The 17,532-nt window shown below is 61.2% G+C and carries 15 protein-coding genes and 1 tRNA gene; 6 read left to right on the top strand and 10 right to left on the bottom strand.

The genetic code is table 11. The features are described 5' to 3' along the window. Nucleotides 1–17: 17 nt before the first annotated feature. Nucleotides 18–1,061 carry an ornithine cyclodeaminase gene (locus ACZ5WT_RS15710; RefSeq protein ID WP_464284715.1) on the top strand — a complete coding sequence of 348 codons (1,044 nt, stop codon included), beginning with the start codon at nucleotides 18–20 and terminating at the stop codon, nucleotides 1,059–1,061. Here the strand turns inward: ACZ5WT_RS15710 and ACZ5WT_RS15705 are convergent. Continuing rightward, nucleotides 1,058–2,182 (bottom strand): citrate synthase, encoded by a 1,125-nt coding sequence (locus tag ACZ5WT_RS15705; RefSeq protein WP_464284714.1) that lies wholly within the window; start codon nucleotides 2,180–2,182, stop codon nucleotides 1,058–1,060. The two genes, ACZ5WT_RS15710 and ACZ5WT_RS15705, sit on opposite strands and share 4 nt — an antisense overlap. Nucleotides 2,183–2,264: 82 nt before the next feature. On the opposite strand from ACZ5WT_RS15705, the gene ACZ5WT_RS15700 reads away from it, so the two are divergent. Continuing rightward, a complete protein-coding gene (locus ACZ5WT_RS15700; RefSeq protein ID WP_464284713.1) occupies nucleotides 2,265–3,347 on the top strand; it encodes a citrate synthase/methylcitrate synthase in 1,083 nt (360 codons plus the stop codon). 49 nt (nucleotides 3,348–3,396) lie between these two features. Here ACZ5WT_RS15700 and clpX read toward each other — a convergent pair whose 3' ends face one another. From clpX to ACZ5WT_RS15670, 6 genes are all read right to left on the bottom strand, one after another. Then, complete coding sequence (clpX, locus tag ACZ5WT_RS15695) at nucleotides 3,397–4,674, bottom strand: ATP-dependent Clp protease ATP-binding subunit ClpX (protein ID WP_464284712.1); 1,278 nt, start codon at nucleotides 4,672–4,674, stop codon at nucleotides 3,397–3,399. A 176-nt stretch (nucleotides 4,675–4,850) separates the two neighbouring features. Further along, nucleotides 4,851–5,480, bottom strand: a complete 630-nt coding sequence (locus tag ACZ5WT_RS15690) for an ATP-dependent Clp protease proteolytic subunit (protein ID WP_464284711.1) — start codon at nucleotides 5,478–5,480, stop codon at nucleotides 4,851–4,853. A gap of 242 nt (nucleotides 5,481–5,722) precedes the next feature. Then, nucleotides 5,723–5,953 carry a hypothetical protein gene (locus ACZ5WT_RS15685; RefSeq protein WP_464284710.1) on the bottom strand — a complete coding sequence of 77 codons (231 nt, stop codon included), beginning with the start codon at nucleotides 5,951–5,953 and terminating at the stop codon, nucleotides 5,723–5,725. 119 nt (nucleotides 5,954–6,072) lie between these two features. Next, a complete protein-coding gene (locus ACZ5WT_RS15680) occupies nucleotides 6,073–7,548 on the bottom strand; it encodes an NAD(P)H-hydrate epimerase (protein WP_464284709.1) in 1,476 nt (491 codons plus the stop codon). Between the two features lie 115 nt (nucleotides 7,549–7,663). Further along, nucleotides 7,664–9,043, bottom strand: coding sequence for a trigger factor (tig, locus tag ACZ5WT_RS15675; protein WP_464284708.1), 1,380 nt, complete (start codon nucleotides 9,041–9,043; stop codon nucleotides 7,664–7,666). 44 nt (nucleotides 9,044–9,087) lie between these two features. Continuing rightward, nucleotides 9,088–9,172: transfer RNA gene (locus ACZ5WT_RS15670), tRNA-Leu, on the bottom strand. Nucleotides 9,173–9,520: 348 nt separating this feature from the next. Between ACZ5WT_RS15670 and ACZ5WT_RS15665 the strand changes: the two genes are divergently transcribed. Both ACZ5WT_RS15665 and glnA read left to right on the top strand, forming a co-directional pair. Continuing rightward, nucleotides 9,521–9,859, top strand: a complete 339-nt coding sequence (locus ACZ5WT_RS15665; protein ID WP_035079039.1) for a P-II family nitrogen regulator — start codon at nucleotides 9,521–9,523, stop codon at nucleotides 9,857–9,859. 70 nt (nucleotides 9,860–9,929) lie between these two features. Beyond that, nucleotides 9,930–11,339, top strand: a complete 1,410-nt coding sequence (gene glnA, locus ACZ5WT_RS15660) for a type I glutamate--ammonia ligase (RefSeq protein ID WP_464284707.1) — start codon at nucleotides 9,930–9,932, stop codon at nucleotides 11,337–11,339. A gap of 51 nt (nucleotides 11,340–11,390) precedes the next feature. Here glnA and ACZ5WT_RS15655 read toward each other — a convergent pair whose 3' ends face one another. From ACZ5WT_RS15655 to ACZ5WT_RS15645, 3 genes are all read right to left on the bottom strand, one after another. Continuing rightward, nucleotides 11,391–12,038, bottom strand: a complete 648-nt coding sequence (locus tag ACZ5WT_RS15655; protein WP_464284706.1) for a PilZ domain-containing protein — start codon at nucleotides 12,036–12,038, stop codon at nucleotides 11,391–11,393. A gap of 96 nt (nucleotides 12,039–12,134) precedes the next feature. Then, the gene (locus tag ACZ5WT_RS15650) at nucleotides 12,135–13,655 is read right to left on the bottom strand and encodes an ABC-F family ATP-binding cassette domain-containing protein (protein WP_464284705.1); all 1,521 of its coding nucleotides are present in this window, start codon (nucleotides 13,653–13,655) and stop codon (nucleotides 12,135–12,137) included. 568 nt (nucleotides 13,656–14,223) lie between these two features. Continuing rightward, nucleotides 14,224–14,547: a hypothetical protein gene (locus ACZ5WT_RS15645; RefSeq protein ID WP_464284704.1), complete on the bottom strand. Its 324-nt coding sequence runs from the start codon at nucleotides 14,545–14,547 to the stop codon at nucleotides 14,224–14,226. A 192-nt stretch (nucleotides 14,548–14,739) separates the two neighbouring features. Here ACZ5WT_RS15645 and parE point away from each other — a divergent pair, with 192 nt between their 5' ends. Together parE and ACZ5WT_RS15635 are read left to right on the top strand one after the other, a co-directional pair. After that, nucleotides 14,740–16,761, top strand: a complete 2,022-nt coding sequence (parE, locus tag ACZ5WT_RS15640) for a DNA topoisomerase IV subunit B (protein WP_464284703.1) — start codon at nucleotides 14,740–14,742, stop codon at nucleotides 16,759–16,761. A 2-nt stretch (nucleotides 16,762–16,763) separates the two neighbouring features. Beyond that, nucleotides 16,764–17,192 (top strand): GFA family protein, encoded by a 429-nt coding sequence (locus ACZ5WT_RS15635; protein WP_464284702.1) that lies wholly within the window; start codon nucleotides 16,764–16,766, stop codon nucleotides 17,190–17,192. Nucleotides 17,193–17,532: the final 340 nt, after the last annotated feature.

Below are 17,532 nucleotides of genomic sequence, written 5' to 3'. Positions count from 1 at the left end.
CAACCTGGGGAGGAAACATGACCCAATTCATCGGCGTGAACGACATGCGGGCGCTGGTGCAGAACACCGGCATTGTCGAGTTCCTCACCCGGTTGGCCGGATACATCCGGTCCGACTTTGCGCGCTGGCCCGACTTCGAGAAGTCCGCGCGCGTTGCCAGCCACTCGAAGGTCGGCGTGATTGAGTTGATGCCGACTTCCGATGGCGAACTCTACAGCTTCAAGTACGTCAACGGGCATCCGAGCAACCCCAGGATGGGTAAGCTCACCGTTACGGCATTCGGCGTGCTGGCTGACGTGGCGACGGGCTACCCCCTGCTGATCAGCGAAATGACCTTGCTGACTGCCCTGCGCACCGCTGCTACCTCCGCCTTCGCCGCAAGCGTTCTGGCGCGGCGGAACAGCCGGGTCATGGCTCTCATTGGCGCGGGTGCTCAATCGGAGTTCCAGGCGCTCGCTTTCCAGGCTTTGGTGGGGATCAGCGAGATCCGCGTCTATGATCCTGATCCGCGCGCCGTCGACAAGTTCATGACCAATGCGGCCGGATTTGGCCTTACGCTCGTGCCCTCACCCTGCGTCGCAGCAGCGGTGAATGGTGCTGACGTCGTTACGGTTTGCACCGCCGTCAAAGGCAAGGTTTCGGTCATCGACAGGGCGATGCTGAGCCCCGGCACCCATATCAATGCTATCGGCGGCGATTGCCCGGGCAAAACGGAGCTCGACGCGGATATTCTCGATGTCGGGAAATATGTCGTCGAGTTTGCCCCGCAGAGTCGCGTAGAGGGCGAAATCCAGCAGGCGCCCCTGAATTATCCAGTAGCGGAACTTTGGGAAGTCCTAGCCGGAATCAAGGATGGCCGTACGAGCGATGCGGATATCACGGTCTTTGATTCCGTCGGATTCGCCATCGAAGACTTCTCCGCTCTCCGGTTGGTCCATGACCTGGTTGGTCGCGGGGGCCCTGCCCTCGACCTAGTGCCCGAGCTCGCAGACCCAAAGAACCTCTACGGCGAACTCATCGGGTGGATAGGTGCTGCGAGCAGGCTTGTCGAAGTTGCCTAGCTTGCGCCCATATAGTGCGCACGCGGCCGGATGAGGTGTCCCTGGCTGACCTGCTCAAGGGCATGGGCCAGCCAACCGACGCTGCGTGCGAGTGCGAACAGCGTCAGCGGCGCGTCCTCCGGCAGGCCATATGCTGCCGTCATGGCCGACAGCGCGAAGTCGATATTGGCCTTGTCTCCAGTGATTTCCTCAGCCGCCTCCTGCAACTCACGATAGTGCGCTGGCGACGTGAACCGCGCCAATAGAGCGGCCGCCCGCGCATCGCCTTCGGGATAGAGTTGGTGCCCGAACGCAGGTACGGGCACGCCCTGCCCCAGCCGCGCCATGATGGCGGCTTCGGCACCTCGGGTCTCTGCTTCAGCTGCCAACGCCTGCGCCGCGACCGCCGCGCCGCCGTGTAGTGGCCCGGTGAGTGCCGCCAGACCCGCGAGAACCGCTGCGGACAGCGATGCTCCCGTCGATGTTGCAACACGCGCGGCGAAGGTCGAGGCATTCAGTTCGTGATCGGCCAGCAGCACAAGCGCCCATCGGATTGCCTCTGCCGCCTCTGGTCGACCCCAGTGTGCGGCGACACGCACATGTAACGGCGCAGTTGCCGATGTGGCGCCAAAGAGCCCATTCGCAACGGTCGCGTGGACGGCCGAAGCCTCCCTGCCCAGCGCGGTTTGTGAACGCCCCAGGCTGGGAGGATCGGTTGGGACGCGCTCCGCCAGGGCCAGAAACAGGTCGCGCATCGAGCCCCCGGCCAATGTGGTTACAGGGGCGGGGGTGTAGGCGTTGACCTGCCAGAGAAGGGCAGCCGTATCCTCAAGGCTCGCCGCCTTGGCCCACTCGGTCGCCTTGCGGCCCCGATACAGCAGATGCCCGTCTTCCACCGTCGAGATGCTGGTGGGCATCACCGGCTCGCCCCAGCGCATGGCGCCAGCGGCGACGGCTTCCTGTTTCCGCCGCCCGGCCGCGCGCTGTGCGAGCCGCCTGACATCATCGGCGCGATAGAGGCTTCGCCGGCTATCCGCCGGATCTGGTTTGGCCTTGATGCGGCCCCGGCTGACATTGGCGTAGAGCGTCTGGGGTTGCGTGCCCAACAGCGTCAGCGCTTCGGCGGAGGTGAGCCATTCCATCTGACATTGATCCAATAGGTCAAGATTGACGTCAACGTACTCTATCCCATTTCTGGATCACAACACAAAGCAGGAGAACCAAATGAAAAGTGGTCTTGAAGATGTGGTCGCGGCCGAAACCGTTTTGTCCGACGTTGACGGCACGAATGGCCGCCTGATCATCCGGGGCGCTTCGCTGGACGATCTGGTCGCCGGTAGCCGCTATGAGGATGTTCTGGCGCGACTGCTCGATGGCTTCTTCGACGACCTCAAGGACCTGCCCGCCGCGCTCGGTGCTGCGCGTGCTGCCGTGTTCCCGCACCTTGCTTCGGTCGATGATGCGCTCCTCGCCTTGACGCCGGTTGAAGCGATGCGCGCTCTGTTGGCGCGGCTGGAAGACGGTGACGGTCTTGATGTCGCTCTGCGCTTGGTCGCCGCCCCGGCGGTGTTCACCGCTGGTCTTCTTCGCCTGCGCCAGGGCCTGGCGCCGATCGCACCCGATGCCGCGCTCAGCCATGCTGCGGATACTTTGGCCATGACTCTGAGCACGACGCCCAGCGCGCAACAGGTCGCTGCGCTCGATCGCTATCTTGTCACGGTGTCTGACCATGGACTCAACGCGTCGACCTTTGCAGCTCGTGTGGTTGCCTCGACGCAGACAGGCCTGACGTCCTCCGTTCTGGCCGCCCTCAGCGCCCTCAAGGGGCCACTCCACGGCGGCGCACCCGGGCCGGTGCTCGACATGCTTGATGCGGTGGGGCAGCCGGCCAATGCCGAGACCTGGCTGGAGGACGCCCTAGCCAGAGGTGATCGGCTTATGGGCTTTGGTCATCGGGTCTATCGGGTGCGTGACCCCCGCGCGGATGCGCTCAAGGGTGCCGTGCGTTTGCTGGCGGCCGGCGGTGCCATTGACCCTGCCCGCCTTGCGCTGGCCGAAGGCGTCGAGGCTGCGGCGCTGGAGCTGCTCAAACACAAGAAGCCTGATCGGGCGCTTGAGACCAACGTGGAGTTCTACACTGCGCTTCTGCTGGAAGCCCTCGGCTTCCCACGCGAGTCGTTCACCTGCGTCTTCGCCATGGGCCGCGTCGGTGGCTGGATTGCCCATGCGCGCGAACAGGTGATGACGGGTCGTCTCATCCGCCCGTTGTCGGTCTATGTCGGACCGCGCCCGCAGGCAGCCGCCTAAACAAAAATGCCGGGCATCTAGACCGGCATTTTCAATTATCGAGAAGCGACTAGGCGCCTACAGGCACTTCGTCCTTCTTGCGCTCGGAGTAGATGTAGAGCGGACGCACGTCCTTGCCCCGCACCACTTCCTCGCTGATCACCACTTCTTCCACGCCCTCGAGCGAAGGCAGGTCGTACATGGTGTCGAGCAGGATCGCTTCCATGATGGAGCGAAGGCCGCGGGCGCCGGTCTTGCGTTCGATGGCCTTCTCGGCGATCGCCTTGAGGGCGTCTTCGTGGAAGGTCAGCTCAACCTCTTCCATCTGGAACAGGCGCTGGTACTGGCGCACCAGGGCGTTCTTCGGAGCGGTCAGGATTTCGATCAGCGCTGCGATATCGAGGTCTTCGAGCGTTGCCAGAACTGGCAGACGGCCGATGAACTCGGGGATCAGGCCGAAGCGCACCAGGTCTTCCGGAGCGACGTCAGCCAGGATCTGCCCGACGCGACGGTCGTTGGGGTCCTTGACGGTGGCACCAAAGCCGATACCCGAACCTTCGCCGCGTGCGGAGATGATCTTCTCAAGGCCAGCAAACGCGCCGCCGCAGATGAACAGGATATTGGTCGTGTCCACCTGCAGGAATTCCTGCTGCGGATGCTTGCGGCCGCCCTGGGGCGGAACGGAAGCCACGGTGCCTTCCATGATCTTGAGCAGGGCCTGCTGCACGCCCTCGCCGGATACATCGCGAGTTATCGACGGATTGTCCGACTTGCGGCTGATCTTGTCGACTTCGTCGATATAGACGATGCCGCGCTGGGCCTTTTCCACGTTGTAGTCGGCAGCCTGGAGGAGCTTGAGAATGATATTCTCTACATCCTCACCGACATAGCCGGCCTCGGTCAGTGTGGTGGCGTCGGCCATGGTGAACGGCACGTCGAGAATACGGGCCAGCGTCTGAGCCAGCAGCGTCTTGCCCGAACCGGTCGGGCCAATCAGCAGGATGTTCGACTTAGAAAGCTCGATGTCCTGATTCTTGGCCGAGTGATGCAGGCGCTTGTAGTGATTGTGGACGGCCACGGAGAGCACGCGCTTGGCGCGGAACTGGCCGATGACGTAGTCGTCGAGCACCTTGCAGATTTCTGCGGGTGTCGGCACGCCATCGGAGGACTTGACCATGGAGGTCTTGTTCTCTTCGCGGATGATGTCCATGCACAGCTCGACGCATTCATCACAGATGAACACGGTCGGACCGGCGATCAGCTTGCGAACCTCATGCTGGGATTTCCCGCAGAACGAGCAGTAAAGCGTGTTCTTTGAGGATTCGCCGTTCGTTGTCTCTTTGGACATCCTGTCACTCCTGAGGAGGCTGAGCGCCTCCGGATCAAGCGTTATCTGAGACGGTAACGCTCAAGGCATAAACAAAGTCTAAGCCGAACCGATCCTAAAGATCGATCCGGCCACGTGCAATTGCGTCTGGATCACAGTCCACGGCGCATCGACAATCTGCTTAACGCAGGACCCAATCAGGCCTGCGCCTCTGGCACAGCGCGCTTGTCCCAGACATTGTCGATCAGACCAAAGGTCTTGGCCTCTTCGGCCGAGAGGAAATTGTCACGCTCGAGAGCGCGTTCGATTTCCTCGTAGGTGCGGCCGGTGTGCTTTTCATAGATCTGATTAAGACGGCGCTTCAAACCTTCGACTTCCTTGGCATGAATCAGGATGTCGGTAACCTGACCCTGGAAGCCGCCGGAAGGCTGGTGAACCATGACCCGCGAGTTCGGCAGAGCCGTGCGCATGCCCGGTTCGCCCGATGCGAGCAGCAGTGAACCCATGGAAGCCGCCTGCCCCATCACCATCGTGCCAACGGGTGCACGGATGAACTGCATCGTGTCGTAAATCGACAGACCAGCCGTCACCACGCCGCCAGGGGAGTTGATGTAGAGCGAAATTTCCTTCTTCGGGTTTTCCGATTCGAGGAACAGCAGCTGTGCCACGATGAGCGAGGCCATATTGTCCTCGACCACACCGGTCACGAAAATGATGCGCTCACGCAGCAGGCGCGAGTAGATATCGAAAGCGCGTTCGCCCCGATTGGACTGCTCGACCACCATGGGAACGAGCGTGTTCATGTAAACTTCGTGCGGATCCCGCATGTGATGTCCCCTTTGCTGAGCCGTGTCGCGGACTGGCCAGCCTTCTTGGAGTGAAACACGATCCCTTCCCGAACTCGGACATCGGGGGTCCGGGGATCATGCCAAAATTTCGAATCAACGCGACGGTCGATTGCAGACTATGCAGCCTTAATGGCCGGTAAAGGCAGAGATAGGCGGCATTGGGGCCAGCTTCAATAGCAGTTCGGCAGCAAGGTGAATGCCACCCCGATTGCGGACAGGTCTCAGGACGTGAAGCTGACCGCGACACCCTTTTTCTTGAAGTAGGACTGCATGATCTTGCGGCCCTGGCGATTGGACTGGGCGAGCTTGGAAGGCTCGAACACGGCCTCCTTGGCGCCTTCGCGGGTCATCGCTGCCTTAAGGGCCGCGATGTGGGCGTCGAGGTCTTCGTTGTCGTTCTTGATCGAGCTGTAGATGTTCTCGATAGCTTGGTTCAGGGTCAGGTCGCTCACGGCATGGCTCCTAGAAATTGTTGGCTCCTGAACTAGCGATTTTTTCGGCGGGAGCAAGGCATCTTGCCCGTTTGCGTCGTTCGTGCCGGGCCATAAGCGTGATTTTCGCTGATCAGGGATCACAAACTCGCCAGCACGCCCGGCACAAGTAGAGGCAGGTCTTCGCTGATCAGCCCGGGGCCGCCAAAGCGGTTCGCGGCCTCAGCATGCAGCCACACGCCTGCACAGCTGGCTTCCCAGCCCTCCATGCCCTGCGCCAGCAGGCCCGAGATCATCCCCGCCAACACGTCGCCAGATCCCGCCGTGCCCAGCCATGCCGGTGCATTTGCATTGATCGCGGCCCGCCCGTCCGGTGCAGCGATGACAGTGTCGCTGCCCTTGAGCACCACGATCGCGCCGGCATAGGCAGCTGCCGCTCGGGTGCGCTCCAGTTTGCCGCCGGGCACATCGCCAAACAGTCGCGCGAACTCCCCTTCGTGCGGCGTCAGGACCACCGGGCGCTCGGGATTGGCCTTGATGGCCTCAAAAAGCGTTGCCTCATCGCCGGCAAAGCTGGTGATGGCATCGGCATCCAGCACAGTCGCTTGACCCGATTGCAGGATGGCCAGAACACTGTCCCGCGTTTCCGCACCAACGCCCGCTGCCGGGCCTATGGTAACCGCCGTGATACGCTTGTCCTCAAGCAACTCCACTAGGTCGTCTGTGTCGTCTGTCGGCTTGAGCATGATCGAGGTGACGTGGGCCGCGTGCACCATCAAAGCCTCTTCGGATCCGGCGAGGGACACTAGGCCCGCTCCGATTCGGAATGCCCCCATGGCCGCGAGGCGGGCGGCACCGGTCTGCAAAGGCCCTCCTGACACCACGACACAGTGCCCGCGATGAAACTTGTTGCCCTCATTGCTGGCCACCGGCAGCGACCATAGTCCTGGGGTGTTCTGCCAGGCGGTCGATGCGATCGTCTCGAGCACACTTTCCGGCATGCCGATATCGGCCAGCACGACTTCACCGCACCGGTCCCGGCCCGGCTGCAGCAGGTGGCCCGGCTTGAGCCGGAAGAAGGTGACCGTCATCTCTGCAATAATGGCGGTGCCGCGGGGCGCGCCCGTCGCGCCGTCTATGCCGCTGGGCATGTCGATGGCCACCACCGGCCGGGCGCAGGCGTTCACCGCATTTATGATTTCGGCAAACTCACCTTCTACGTCACGATCCAGCCCCGCCCCAAGCAGCGCGTCGATGATCAGGTCGGCGCTTTCCAGATCCTTTGCAGTCGGCCGCTCGACGCGTCCGGTCCATTGTTCGGCAGCCATGGCGGCGTCGCCCTTCAGGGTCTCGCGGTCGCCGATCAGCCGAAGCTGCACGGGCCAGCCCTTCTGCTTAAGCAGCCGCGCGACCACAAAGCCGTCTCCGCCATTGTTGCCGGGGCCGCACAGCACGAGAACGGATCGCTGGTAGTAGTGCTCGATGATCGCCTCTGCGACCGCCTTGCCGGCGGCCTCCATCAGGCGGAAGGGCTTGATCCCGCTCAACAGCGCCAGTTTGTCTGCCTCCGCCATCTGCTGGGGCGTGAGCAGCGTATCCACGGGCGAGTTCGTCATCGAGCGGGTCCTGTCAGTTGCAATGCGACTGCAGCCAGATTGGTGCAGGTGGATCATTCCACAAACAAAAAGCCGCCCATTTCTGGGCGGCTTCTGTATTTCTCCTCAGGGCACCTTAGTGGTGGTGCTCTTCCGGAACTTCATCTTCGTCGGCCTGGATCAGCTTGCCGAGCTCTTCGCGGGTCATCTTCTTTTCAGAGATTTCGCCCTTTTCGGCAACGAAATCGACGACCTTGTTCTCGAACACGGGTGCGCGCAGACCGGCAAGAGCCTGGGGGTTCTTGCGGTAGTAGTCGTAAACCTGCTGTTCCTGGCCCGGGAAGCGACGGACTTCAGCGATAAGCGCCTGCTGGTGCTCTTCTTCGGTCACGTTCACGTCGTTCTGGTTGCCGATTTCGGCGACCACGAGACCCAGGCGCACGCGGCGCTCGGCGATCTTCTTGTACTGCTCGCGAGCGGCTTCTTCGGTGGTGCCTTCGTCTTCGAAGGAACGGCCGTGGCTCTGAACTTCATGCTGGACGCGCTGCCAGATGGTGTTGAACTCGGCGTCGACCAGCTGTGCCGGCACGTCGAACTTGTGGCCATCGTCGAGTGCGTCAAGGATCTGGCGCTTCACGTGCTGGCGGCTCATGGAGGCAAGGGCTGCTTCCATCTGAGTCTTCACGGCATCGCGCAGGGCCTGAACGTTCTCAACGCCAAGGCGCTGAGCGAATTCGTCATCCAGCTCGCCCTGGTTCGGGCCATCGACATGCAGGATGGTCACGTCGAACTGGGCCTTCTTACCGGCCAGTTCTTCAGCCTGGTAATCCTTGGGGAACGTGACTTCGATTTCGCGAGTCTCGCCCTTCTTCATCCCGATCAGCTGCTCTTCGAAGCCGGGGATGAATTCGCCCGAGCCAACGGTCAGGTGACCATGGTCCGAGGAACCGCCGTCGAAGGGCTTGCCGTCGATCTTGCCGACGAACGACAGACCCAGACGGTCGCCATTCTCGACGACGCCTTCGTCGCCCTTGTCGGTGTAGCCGCGGTTCTGGGAGAACACGCGCTTCACTTCGGCGTCGAGCTCTTCATCGGTGATGTCGACCACCGGCTTGACCAGCTTCACGCCGTCCAGCTTCATCAGCTCGACCGGGGGCAGAACTTCATATTCCACCACGAACGACAGGTCGGCCTTGCCATCCAGCACTTCGTTGATGACGGCCTGATCTTCGGGCAGGTCAACCTTGGGCTGTGCGGCAGCGCGTTCCTTGCGCTCGTCCAGTGTGTCGGAGACGGTCGCGTTGATCGCGTCGGTCATCACTTCGGACATGGCCGAACGGCCGAACTGCTTACGGATGTAAGACAGTGGCACCTTGCCGGGACGGAAGCCCTTGATGTTGGCCTGACCCTTGAGCTCTTCGAGCTTGGCGTCGAGGCGCGTGTTGAGGGTAGCGGCCGGAATGACGACGTTCAGCTTGCGCTTCAGGCCTTCATTGAGGGTTTCGGTAACCTGCATTCGGTTTGTGTCCCGTATTCATTGATCTCAGGGCCAAGTCCATGTGGTGCGGGCGAGAGGGGTCGAACCTCCACGCCTTGCGGCGCTGGAACCTAAATCCAGTGCGTCTGCCAGTTCCGCCACGCCCGCTAAAGGACCCGTTGGCCGGGTTGGGGTTGCATCTATATGAAGACGTAAAGCCAGTCAAAGCCTTGCTTGGCAATTTGCCTGTAATGCTGGGCGTAACGGCGCCCTGCCCCTTATTTCAGCGGCAAGTCGTTTCGTTAGCCGTGCGGCATGGCGGCAATGGACGAGTGCACAAGATTTGTGCATGTTGGCGCTGTTTTAGCCAACCCTGGCTTTCTGCCCGCCTTGGAGTGCCTCAGCTACTCCGGTTAAGCCTTTTATTTAATTGGCTTTTTCTCCTGTCTGGCAGCGTGGCACAGGCCGTGCATACGGGTTGGCGGTATCCGCCGAATGCGGCACGTGGAGGCTCAAATGAAGAAAATCGAGGCTATCGTAAAGCCGTTCAAGCTCGACGAGGTCAAGGAAGCGCTGCAGGAAGTTGGTCTGCAGGGCATTACTGTGACAGAGGCCAAGGGTTTCGGGCGCCAGAAGGGTCATACCGAGCTTTATCGCGGTGCAGAATACGTCGTCGACTTCCTGCCCAAGGTGAAGGTCGAGGTCGTTTGCCCTGACGAGCTGGCCGAAAAGGCCATCGAAGCCATTCGCAATGCCGCGCAAACGGGCCGCATCGGCGACGGGAAGATTTTTGTCTACTCGATCGAACAGGCCATTCGCATTCGTACCGGAGAATTCGGCGACGACGCGCTCTAGGGGCCTCCACCCTAGACGCAGCCCGCCGTAGACACACAACAAGCATTCCGACCTAGACAGGGGAAACCAAATGACCACCGGAAGCGACATCATCCAGAAGCTCAAGGATGAGAACATCAAGTACCTTGACCTGCGCTTCACCGACCTGCGCGGCAAGCTGCAGCACGTCACCATGGATGTAAGCGTCGTTGATATCGACATGTTCGAAGAAGGCGTGATGTTCGATGGCTCCTCGATTGCTGGCTGGAAGGCCATCAACGAGTCCGACATGGTTCTGATGCCCGATCCGGAATCGGCTTATGTCGATCCGTTCTTCTCGGCCGCCACGCTCGCGCTCAACTGCGACATTCTCGAGCCGGCCACCTACCAGCCGTACAACCGCGATCCCCGCTCGATCGCCAAGAAGGCCGAAGCGCTCGTCAAGTCGACCGGCGTTGGCGACACAGTCGTGTTTGGCCCGGAACCCGAATTCTTCATCTTCGACGACGTGAAGTATTCCAACACTCCGTTCAAGGTTGGCTTCGAGGTCGATCACCCCGAACTGCCGTCCAACAACGACACGGCTTACGAAGGCGGCAATAACGGCCACCATATCGGCCTCAAGAAGGGCTACTTCCCGGTCCCGCCCGTTGATAGCGCCCAGGATATCCGCGGCGAGATGCTCGAAGCCATGGGCTCGATGGGCGTCATCATCGAAAAGCACCACCACGAAGTGGCGTCCGCCCAGCATGAACTTGGCATCAAGTTCAAGACCATGATCAAGTCGGCCGACGACGTGCTTATCTACAAATATGCCGTGCAGCAGGTCGCCAATGCCTATGGCAAGACCGCAACCTTCCTGCCCAAGCCAATCTATGGCGACAACGGCTCGGGCATGCACTGCCACATGTCGATCTGGCGCGACGGCAAGCCGCTGTTCGCTGGTGACCAGTATGCCGGCCTCAGCCAGGACGCGCTGTATTACATCGGCGGCGTGATCAAGCACGCCAAGGCCATCAACGCCTTCACCAACCCGACCACCAACAGCTACAAGCGCCTGGTGCCCGGTTTCGAAGCTCCGGTCCTGCTGGCCTACTCGGCTCGCAACCGTTCGGCCTCCTGCCGTATCCCGTTCGGCCAGTCTCCGAAGTCCAAGCGCGTGGAAGTGCGCTTCCCCGATCCGCTGGCAAACCCCTACCTCGCCTACACCGCCCTCCTGATGGCCGGCCTCGACGGCATCAAGAACAAGATCCACCCCGGCGATCCGATGGACAAGGATCTGTACGAATTGCCGAAGGAAGAGCTCAAGGAAATCCCGACCGTGTCGGGCTCCCTGCGCGAAGCGCTCGAACAGCTCGACAAGGACCGAGATTTCCTCAAGGTCGGCGGCGTCATGGATGACGATTTCATCGACGCTTACATCGAGCTGAAGATGGTTGAAGTGATCCGTATCGACCAGACCCCGCACCCGGTCGAATATGAAATGTACTACTCGGCCTAAGGGTCGCAGGAATTGAAAAGGGCCCCGCGCGGGGCCCTTTTTGTGTCTAGGCTACTGCTGATCCGGCGTTGTGAGCAGTGTCTCCAGTTGCTCATATTCCCGCGGCTCCGCGAATTTGAGTGCAAATCCGACTTCGAGACGCCGCACGACATAGCCCACCATTTTGCCGACGATCATCGGCGTGCCCAGGTCGGGGCTCAGTTCGGCCGAGACTGCGACGCCGGATGCCGATACGTCGATGACGAAGCCTGGAATGCGCCGTCCGTCCCGCAGGGTGAGTATCGTGCGTGGATCGCGCGGGGCGAACCGCTTGTGAGTGCGTTTGTCCGGTGCCTGCTTGGTGGCGCGCCGGCGCTGCCAGACGATCTTGCCGATCAAGGCGTTCCGTTCTGCCTCTGACAGGACCAGGTCCATGGCAAAACCGTCAGTCACCTTGTGCCCGACTGTCCCATGCAGGATCCCAAAAGGTTCGAAGTGGGCGGTGATCTTTTCACCGGGCGCGCCGACGACTGGGCCGATCAAAACGGCAACGCTGGTCGAGATCGAGCAGAGCCGGCACGCATAGACAGCGGGTTTGCCATCGGCACCAGCGCGGCGTCCAGAGAGCACATATCGCCCCTGTACCGCGCCGATAAAGCGTACGTCGTTCAATCCAGATTGTGCAGAAGGCGAACCATCGCCAACAGTCTCCAGAGTCATCGGGAACCCCCAAATATCTGCGATAAAACAAATACTAGGTAGAATCCCTTAAGAACTTCTCGCCGGGGGTGAGCAATTCGGCCCCGGCACAGATGATTACGACGGCTCCCGTGCCATCTCCGCAAAATGGCTTTCAGGGTCGTCGACTTCTACGAGTTTTCGATTCTCGATCAGCAGGAATCGGCTTCCTAATCCGCGCACGAAACTGCGGTCATGCGACACCAGGATGCAGGTTGCGCCGTGCTCCAGGATCTCCTGTTCCAGTCGCTCCTGTCCGGCGATGTCGACGTGGTTGGTGGGTTCGTCGAGCAGGTAGAAGTTGGGTTCCTGCAGTCGAGTTGCCAATAGTCCCAGCCGGGCTCGTTGCCCGAAGGAAAGCTCGGCGATCGGGCGCTCCTGTTTCTCGACAGCAAACCCCGCTCCGGCGAGCAGGCTCTTGCTGCGCTGGTCGCCTTGGTCAAATCGGCCCGTAATATAGCCCAGCGGTGAGTCCCGCGTCGGCAGGAACGACATGGCCTGATCGATGTGACCCGGCACGGTTTGTGGTGCCACGCGGATCCCCGCCGCAGCTGTCCCGGTCATCGCCCGGTGGATGAGCCCGATAAGCTGCGACTTGCCCGCGCCGTTGCGGCCGAGAATGACCACCCGGTCACCCTGGAAAATATGCAGCTTTTCAATGCGGAAGAGTTTTTCGCCTGTCGGCGTCGTCACATCGACCTTCTCGATGCTCAGCATGACGCGGGAGTGAGCGCCGCTATTGCCCAGCCGGATGTCCCCGCTGCGCTCCTTGTGCAGCGACATTACGGTGTTCTCGATCTTCTCGGCCCGCTCCCGCAGATATTTGGACTTCACCGTCAGCAGATCGCTGCCTGAGTTGATCCCGATATTGGTGAGCTTGGCCGCCTGTTTGCGCAGCCGGCTGACCTCTTTGAGATCCTTTTCTCGCTTGGCCTCGGCTGCTTCATCTGCTTCCGCCAGCGTTACGCGCGCCTTGCTATAGGGCATGGCGAAGAAGTGGGAGGTGTCGGGGCGCAAGAATAGCGTGCGGTTCGTGGTGGCGTCGAGGAACTGCCGATCATGGCTGGCAATCACCACCGGGATGTTGCGGGCCGCCTGGTTGATCCAGTTTTCGAGTTGGTAGAGCTTGCCCAGGTCGAGATGGTTGGTTGGCTCGTCGAGCAGCAGCGCGTCTGGCTGCAGCACCCAGCAGCGGGCAATCAGTGCGATGCGTTGCCAGCCACCACTCAATTCCGTCAGTTTGCGGTTACGCATCGCCGCGGGCGTCTCGAACTCGTCGAGCACGACATCGACCTTCCAGCTATCGGCATCGCGATCGGCCACAGGCAGGGCCTCGAGTACAGCTTCATAGAGCGTAAGGCCAAGACTGGCGGCGGGCATGTCCTGCTCGACATAGCCCACGGTCAGGCCGCGCGAGCGGACGATGTCGCCTGAGGTCAGTTCGCCCTGCCCGGCCATTGCGCGCAGCAGGGTTGTCTTGCCGCGGCCGTTCCCGGCGACGAGGCCAACGCGGTCACCGTCGCCGATGACGAAGTTCAGATTGGAAAACAGGGTGTCGGTGGCCACGAGGCCGACATTACGGAGGCTGATGGAGCCCATTTCTTGTCTCGTTTGGTGTGGCGGCCTCTCAGGCGCGCCGATGCCGTCAGATTGCGGTCAGGGACCGCCACGAAGGGCAAACCAGAATGGGAGACAGGAAATTATGTCCGTACCAGTACCGGTCAGCCCTGCAGCTTGAGCCACAGGGCGTAAACAGGGCCGCGAGAGCGGTGCTCGAACATGGTGGTCATCGCGCCCTCCCTCGGTTGGTATCTGGCGTGAGGCGATGAATAACGCGTAACGCCGCCAAAATCAATTGGCGGCGGTTACACCAGATAAAACAGGGCTGTAACGATGGCGACAACCCCAGAACGCGGGGCAGTAAGCTTGGCCAGCCGGTACGCAAAACTAGAAAACCCGGCTTGCGGCCAAACATTGAAGGCGAGCGAACCGGCAGAGACCGGATACGCAGTACTATGATCCCGGTCGGCTCGCATACGGCAACTCCAGACAAAAACCGTATGTCCGTTGTTCTACCAGCGGGCCTTTAAGAAAGTGCTCCCGAGAAGCAAACAGATCGTAAACTCGCCGCCCAATCTTGGGACGGCATTTGTCTCATCTGTTGGGATCAGTTGGCCCGGCGTAGCTGGCGGCCACTTTCGATCCGGCCCTTGCAATAGTTGAAATCGAGCAGGTAGACCCAGCCGTCTCGGGTGGCGCGCACTTCGATATGCTTGTCGTTGGGCACGTTCAGATAGATATTGGTGAAGCCCTCGGCGGCCACGGCCTGGCGGATCTGATAGTTGGTCATGCAAGTGATGCGTTCGGGAAAGAAGTCCGATCGCTCATCGCCAAAGAACATGCCGAACTTGAACGATTGGGCCATGGTTGGCGTGGCAACGCCCGTGCACAGCAACAGGGCAGTCAACGCGGTAGCGATAACTCTGGTCATGGCGGCCTCCAGGCAAGTTTCAATCCGCTAATATGGGCGTTCGGGCTTGAATGCGGTCAGAACCGCCCGTTCATTTGCCATTCAGCTTTGTGGAGAAAGAGCCGCATGGCAACCGGTTCCGGGCCGGGTACACTGCGGCTCGGTTATGCTAAAACGCGGAATCGCCTGATTCGGGCGCAAAACGGATGTGGCATGTCGCAAGCAGAAGACCTTTTCGGCGGCGGGGATGAACCCGAGCGCCCGCGCCCCCAGCCGGAGGCGCCCAAGCCGGCACCCAAGGCTGATACTGTGCCTGGGTCCTACTCGGCTTCCGATATTGAAGTGCTCGAAGGGCTGGAGCCGGTCCGGCGCCGCCCGGGCATGTATATTGGCGGCACCGACTCCAACGCGTTGCACCACCTCTTCGCCGAAGTCATCGATAACTCGATGGACGAGGCGATCGCTGGCCACGCCAACCGCATTGAAGTGCATCTGGGGGCCGACGGTTACATTACTGTCACCGATAACGGTCGCGGTATTCCCGTCGAAAACCATCCCAAATATCCCGGCCGTTCGACGCTCGAGATCGTGCATACGGTTCTGCACGCCGGCGGCAAGTTTGACTCCAAGGCCTACGAAACATCTGGCGGCCTCCATGGTGTCGGCGTGTCTGTCGTTAATGCCCTGTCAGACGAAATGGTGGTTGAGGTTGCGCGCGAGCAGCAGCTGCATCGCCTGCGTTTCTCGCGCGGCAAGCCGCAGGGCGAGATCGAGCATTTGGGCCGGGTAAACAATCGCCGCGGCACAACCACGCGTTTCCATCCGGATCCGCAGATTTTTGGCGATCACGCGCACTTCTCCGCCGCGCGCCTGTTCCGGATGACGCGCGCCAAGGCCTATCTGTTTGCCGGTGTCGAACTGCGTTGGAGCTGCGACGAGAGCCTCGCCAATGCCGATGCGCCGGCCAAGGCCGTGTTCCACTATCCCGATGGTCTGCGCGATTTCATGAACGCTCGCATCGAAGGCGAAACGCGCATCGTGGACGACATCTTTTCGGGCAGTCTCGGCAAGCCGGGCACCCATGGCGCCGTCGAATGGGCAATCGCCTGGACGCTCGGCGACGGTGGCGTTTCCTCCTACTGTAATACCGTGCCGACGCCCGATGGCGGCACCCATGAGGCCGGCCTGCGCAGCGCCCTGCTCCGCGGCCTCAAGAATTATGCCGAGTTGACCAAAAACAAGGCCGCCGCCACGCTGACGGCCGAAGACGTATTTGCCCATTGCAGCGCCATGCTGTCGGTCTTTGTTCGCGAGCCCGAATTCGTCGGCCAGACCAAGGACAAGCTTGCGTCCGGTGAAGCGACGCGCATCGTCGATACGGCCCTGCGCGACGCCTTTGACCACTGGCTGGGCTCCTCGCCGAACCAGGCGGGCAAGCTGCTGGATTGGGCGATCGAGCGCGCCGAAGAGCGTCTGCGCCGACGCAAGGAAAAAGAAATCGACCGGGCCAGCGCCACGCGCAAGCTGCGCCTGCCCGGCAAGCTCGCCGACTGCTCGCAGACTGCGGCGCAGGGAGCGGAGCTGTTCATCGTGGAAGGGGACTCGGCTGGTGGCAGTGCCAAGCAGGCGCGCAACCGTACCAGCCAGGCAGTGCTGCCGCTCCGCGGCAAGATCCTCAACGTTGCCGGTGCCAGCCGCGAGAAAATGGCTGCCAGCCAGCTGATCTCCGACCTCATCCAGGCACTGGGCTGCGGCACGCGTGACCGCTACCGCGAGGATGACCTGCGCTACGACAAGATCATCATCATGACCGATGCTGACGTCGACGGCGCGCACATCGCGACACTGCTGATGACCTTCTTCTTCCAGGAGATGCCCAAGCTCATCGATGGCGGCCACCTCTATCTGGCCCTGCCCCCGCTCTATCGCATCACGCAGGGCGCCAAGACGCTCTATGCGCGCGACGACGAGCACAAGAACGAGCTGATGGCGACCGAGTTCACCGGCAAGGCCAAGGTCGACATCACCCGGTTCAAGGGTCTGGGTGAAATGCCGTTTGCGCATCTGCGCGAAACGACCATGTCGCCGAAGTCGCGCACGCTGCTGCAGGTCAAGATCCGCGATGATCTCGACGCTACGCGCATTAGTGTCGATCGTCTGATGGGCACTAAGCCCGAGGCGCGCTTCGATTTCATTCAAGAAAATGCCGCCTTCGTTCTCGATCTGGATGTCTAGCCATGGCCCTCGACCTCGACGTCACTGAACTTGATGGCGCCTGCCACTGCGGTACGGTCACCTTCAAGGTCACCCTGGCCGATGGCCTGCGCACCGCGCGGCGCTGCAATTGCAGTTATTGCCGGATGCGCGGGGCGGTCGCCGTGTCGGCGGCTGTGGACGGGGTGACGATCCTCACCGGAGCGGAGACGCTGAGCGTCTATTCGTACAACACCAAGGTCGCGCAGCACTATTTCTGCTCCAAATGCGGCATCTACACCCACCACCGGCGCCGCTCCGACGCCAGCGGCTTCGGCGTCAATGCGGCAACTCTGGCCGGAGTAAGTCCGTTCGATTTCCTTGAGTTGAACGTCAATGATGGCATTGCCCATCCCAGTGATGGCAACCCGCCGCGCGTTGCCGGCGTCCTGCGCTACACGCCAAACGACTAGCCCCAGTCCTTTCCAAGATGGTGGCCGAAGGCCACCATCACGGTTGTTTGCGGCGGATCGATTAAGACTAACCTGCTCAATACCGTTGACAGACAAGGGCTTTGCGCTATGGTCCGCGCCGCTGGAGCATTTTCTGGTTTGACGGTCTTGTCATCGACAACGTTCGCCATCGCCGAAATTGCCCAGGGCCACTCCGTCGATTATTGCAGTTTCTGCATCCGTCCGGTGGCCACCCAGTTGTGGACGCGTCGCGTACGGTACTACCCGCCCACCGCTGAAGACCCCGGCGCACCGTTCGAATGTCTCGGACTGGACTTGGCCCCGGGCCACAATCCTGAGT

This window comes from Devosia sp. T2-14 (genome assembly GCF_055397495.1).
This window is presented reverse-complemented; position numbering and strand designations above follow the sequence as displayed.

What these genes read in the sequence shown, in the direction of transcription:
- ACZ5WT_RS15710 (WP_464284715.1), top strand. Translation starts at nt 18, where the DNA reads ATGACCCAATTCATCGGCGTGAACGACATGCGGGCGCTGGTGCAGAAC.
- ACZ5WT_RS15705 (WP_464284714.1), bottom strand. Translation starts at nt 2,182, where the DNA reads ATGGAATGGCTCACCTCCGCCGAAGCGCTGACGCTGTTGGGCACGCAA.
- ACZ5WT_RS15700 (WP_464284713.1), top strand. Translation starts at nt 2,265, where the DNA reads ATGAAAAGTGGTCTTGAAGATGTGGTCGCGGCCGAAACCGTTTTGTCC.
- clpX (WP_464284712.1), bottom strand. Translation starts at nt 4,674, where the DNA reads ATGTCCAAAGAGACAACGAACGGCGAATCCTCAAAGAACACGCTTTAC.
- ACZ5WT_RS15690 (WP_464284711.1), bottom strand. Translation starts at nt 5,480, where the DNA reads ATGCGGGATCCGCACGAAGTTTACATGAACACGCTCGTTCCCATGGTG.
- ACZ5WT_RS15680 (WP_464284709.1), bottom strand. Translation starts at nt 7,548, where the DNA reads ATGACGAACTCGCCCGTGGATACGCTGCTCACGCCCCAGCAGATGGCG.
- tig (WP_464284708.1), bottom strand. Translation starts at nt 9,043, where the DNA reads ATGCAGGTTACCGAAACCCTCAATGAAGGCCTGAAGCGCAAGCTGAAC.
- ACZ5WT_RS15665 (WP_035079039.1), top strand. Translation starts at nt 9,521, where the DNA reads ATGAAGAAAATCGAGGCTATCGTAAAGCCGTTCAAGCTCGACGAGGTC.
- glnA (WP_464284707.1), top strand. Translation starts at nt 9,930, where the DNA reads ATGACCACCGGAAGCGACATCATCCAGAAGCTCAAGGATGAGAACATC.
- ACZ5WT_RS15655 (WP_464284706.1), bottom strand. Translation starts at nt 12,038, where the DNA reads ATGACTCTGGAGACTGTTGGCGATGGTTCGCCTTCTGCACAATCTGGA.
- ACZ5WT_RS15650 (WP_464284705.1), bottom strand. Translation starts at nt 13,655, where the DNA reads ATGGGCTCCATCAGCCTCCGTAATGTCGGCCTCGTGGCCACCGACACC.
- ACZ5WT_RS15645 (WP_464284704.1), bottom strand. Translation starts at nt 14,547, where the DNA reads ATGACCAGAGTTATCGCTACCGCGTTGACTGCCCTGTTGCTGTGCACG.
- parE (WP_464284703.1), top strand. Translation starts at nt 14,740, where the DNA reads ATGTCGCAAGCAGAAGACCTTTTCGGCGGCGGGGATGAACCCGAGCGC.
- ACZ5WT_RS15635 (WP_464284702.1), top strand. Translation starts at nt 16,764, where the DNA reads ATGGCCCTCGACCTCGACGTCACTGAACTTGATGGCGCCTGCCACTGC.